Consider the following 3438-nt stretch of genomic DNA (forward strand, 5'->3'; position numbering starts at 1 on the left):
CAAGCTATAAAAGCGATGGTTAATCCAGATATGCAACAACCATCTTTAATTCCTCAAATTTAGACCTGAATCGTTACCAACCATTTTTGAGTTGATAGAGGATGCCATCGAGGATCTCTCGTTTTGTCCAATTGCAAGGTCGTGTCTGCTTCTTCTGAGGTAATATCTGAGGCAACAGCGGTTCAATAATTTCCCATTCTGCATCAGTGAGGCTGCTGGAATAGCTCAGGGTGGCTAGATTAAAGGGTTGTGTGTACCTTAATTCAGCTCCTTAAAGATGTCAAATGGGTTCAATATAGAAGACAATTATGATGTTCGCTTCAAATCAAATGCAACTTATTATACATTACTTGATGAAGCCCAAGTTAGTTGGAATAAAACTAAAAAAAAGACAAAAAAATGATGAATTGGTAGAAACACTTTCCGCCATCTCGAATACCATCCATATCCTGAAAATCATGTTTACATCATTGCTCCGAAGACCTAACCAATCAGGGTGATGGAGGTGTCAGCACTCATTGCCAGTTTTTTCGGATAGGTTATGGCACCTAGCTGAATTTATTGTTTATGCGAGTACGCGCCAATCTTAGCATTTAGAGATGATAACATGAAGTCCATCTTATGCGTTGGATAGATGAGATTTCAGTTTTGATAGAATCTGCCAAGATTTAGTCCAAAGAATCGAACCCCCTTGGTTCGGATCGAAGGTAGGCGAAACGTTTGGTAGACGCAGAGCCAAGGTTGCACCAAAATCAGGGGAGTGAACCGTACTGGTATCCAAGCCGCCATACCAGAGATCTACGGGAATGGTTATCTCCTCCAGCTTCATAGGTCAAGAACTGAGCGCGTTGACGAGATCCCGCGCGTATCCTTGAGCGCCTTGGGAGAAACCTTCCTGCAATGCTCGCCTAAAGGATGGGCTAAAAGTGTCACTCTCATACAATATGCGATCGCATTCTCCACTCATCCGAATAATTAACTGCCACAGCCATCGGCTGTAGCCATCTGTGAAAAGTGTTGCTCAAATCCTACAGGGTCTTGTTGGATAGCAGCAATCATGCACTTCACATCTGGATGCAAGAGCGGTAAAAGACGTGGATAAGTAAGTTCATCTTGCCCCGATACAATGGCGAGAGCTTTTACTCCTCCCTGGGCTGCTAAAGCAAAGGCGAACGGTGCCCCTTGAGAGAAACCAACGGCGAGAACATTATCGAGATTTTGGGCCCCAAGAAACTCTCGCATATCATCCACCCAAGAAGACAGGGTTTTATTGGGATGAGGGTCAGACCAACCCAAACCAGGTCGGTCAATAGCAATCAGTTTTAGACCAAGATTTGGGAGAGCGCTAGCACCAAAACCAAGCCAACTGCTCATTCCGGCCGGAGTGCAAAACAGAACTGGAATGCCGTCAACAGATCCCCATTCCGACCATGCTAGTTTACGACCATCGTGCAGTTGCATGGTTGCCTGCCTTGATGGTTGTGTCACCATAACTTTCATGCTATAGCAATCCTAAATGATTTTCTATGTAGAAGTGTACTGATGAATTTTGGGGAAATCAAATTTATGTTCCTTAGTAAAGAACTCAAACAAAAAATTGATAATCTTAAAAGACCTACATAAATACAAATACTTTGTTAAAAAGTTTTTAGCTTGTAACCAAATATCTTCAACGGGATTATCTTGGGGCGAATTGGGATAAAATAAAATACAAGTAATTGACCAACCTGACGGTTTATTCTCACTATTGACTGATCCTAAAGAATCTCTAAATTTTCCATATTTATGATAAATATCTCCCTCCCAAATTAAGATTATTCTCGGTGTTTTATATTTATTTATAAGTGTGTTATGAATTTAAATATTAATTTTTTTCTTTGGATTAATAATTTTGAATGTGGAATTGTTTGCTTTGATAATTCAGGGTACCAAAATAAGTTTGTCTATGTTTTTCATTGGTAATAGGAACTTCAATTCTCCGCTCGCATTGACCCCAAACGTAGCCGGTTCGATCGCCCTGAAGTAGATGACATTCATCTAAAAACAATACTATTATTTCCTCACATTCTATGCCAGCCTTGTTTTTCGATTAAATATTGTTAATTTATTCCCGCTTTTTTTTACCAGTTATTCATCTGATTTTGGATTAACTTTTTGAGTTTTTTTCCACTAATATTTGCCCGACAGAAAAGTTCATAATAGCTCTGCTTTGATTTATATATTACACCAAACTCTTGCTCTAGATAAGTCACTAACTCCTCTAAATTCCAATATTATTTATTCTTTAAACACTCGACTACTACATCCATTTGTCTCTCGGTAAAATACCCTTATGAGCCTTTATATCCTAGTTTTATTCCTTCGATGCCTTGGGTTTTAAAAATCTTTTTCCAATAACCCACAAAGAATTCACTTACACCTAACATTTTGCTGATTTCATAGTAAAGCTTACCGGAGAGCGCCATCCTGACAGCTATTGCTCGTTTTAGTTCTCTTGCATCGATATCGCTGTTAATGAAAGATTCTAATTGGGCTATTTCTTTTTCCATATCTTTTTGTGGAAGTTGTAAGTTATTCATTTTTTTTCATAATCAAGTATTGCATATAATTGTACCGTAATCATGATAAGGATTTAGGATTGCTATATCTATTAGGGGCAGTGCTGGATTAAGGTATGATAAGCGCGATCGATCTTCATCTCAATCGATCGTAAGGATTAATTGAATAGGGAACGGGAACACTATTAAACATAAGATAGTGAATTACTAATCGAATTGAATGTTTGAGCATTTGTTCTGACTTAGAATAACAAAAAATTTTTCTTTTTAAGCGAGCTAGATAATGTCTGAGTCTGGCATTTTCTCCTTCTACTGCAAGTCATGTAAGTTTTGCAAACAATTTGGTTTCCATCAGTCACATAAAAATAGCATTTCCCTTTGTTAACTACCTCATCCCATAAAGGTTTAAATGTCTGAGCGCTATGGTTCCCAAACACCCACCCTAAAATACCTACTTGAAAGTGGTTTACTGGCGTCCACAACCAATTTTTTTTTTTACTTAACAAATGTTTCTAATTCATCTAATTCTCGTACTTCTGGTATGGTCTCTGGAGTGTAATAATCTGACAGCAGTTCTCCTACTTGTTTAACCCAACCCATAATTCTTGTATTATGTACGCCTGTAACTCTCTCAATCGCTCGAAATTCCCTGCCATTAACATATATCAATAGGCATTGTTTTTTAACTTATTTTACCTATCTTTTTTGAGTTCCATAACAGTCTATAAATTGCCTACCACCGTCAACAAAAAGATAATTCTGTTTGCCTTTTTTGTGTCCATTCTTGTGAACCTGAGTTGACTTAAGTAGGTAGGCGGTAAAAAACCTATCTATGTAACAAAACATTAAGTTACCTAATTGGAGTTAAACTTAAGACGTT

The 3438-nt window shown here is 38.0% G+C and carries 3 protein-coding genes and 2 pseudogenes; all 5 read right to left on the reverse strand.

Going from position 1 to position 3438, the window contains the following annotated elements; translation table 11 throughout:
• Window positions 1-73: 73 nt before the first annotated feature.
• The 5 genes and pseudogenes from QUA47_RS31150 to QUA47_RS30480 all read right to left on the reverse strand — a co-directional run bounded on the left by QUA47_RS31150 (window position 74) and on the right by QUA47_RS30480 (window position 3404).
• Window positions 74-229: a transposase gene (locus tag QUA47_RS31150; protein WP_445302563.1), complete on the reverse strand. Its 156-nt coding sequence runs from the start codon at window positions 227-229 to the stop codon at window positions 74-76.
• A 746-nt stretch (window positions 230-975) separates the two neighbouring features.
• Complete coding sequence (locus QUA47_RS30470; RefSeq protein ID WP_333433571.1) at window positions 976-1491, reverse strand: alpha/beta hydrolase; 516 nt, start codon at window positions 1489-1491, stop codon at window positions 976-978.
• A 629-nt stretch (window positions 1492-2120) separates the two neighbouring features.
• A pseudogene (locus QUA47_RS31155) lies at window positions 2121-2261 on the reverse strand (hypothetical protein); the annotation flags it as partial.
• 69 nt (window positions 2262-2330) lie between these two features.
• On the reverse strand, window positions 2331-2579 hold the full coding sequence (locus QUA47_RS30475; RefSeq protein WP_333433572.1) for a helix-turn-helix domain-containing protein: 249 nt from the start codon (window positions 2577-2579) through the stop codon (window positions 2331-2333).
• Window positions 2580-2694: 115 nt separating this feature from the next.
• Window positions 2695-3404: pseudogene (locus tag QUA47_RS30480) on the reverse strand (IS1 family transposase).
• Between the last annotated feature and the right edge of the window lie 34 nt (window positions 3405-3438).

Origin of the sequence: Microcoleus sp. MON2_D5 (genome assembly GCF_036701905.1) — a bacterium.
Taxonomy (GTDB): domain Bacteria; phylum Cyanobacteriota; class Cyanobacteriia; order Cyanobacteriales; family Microcoleaceae; genus Microcoleus.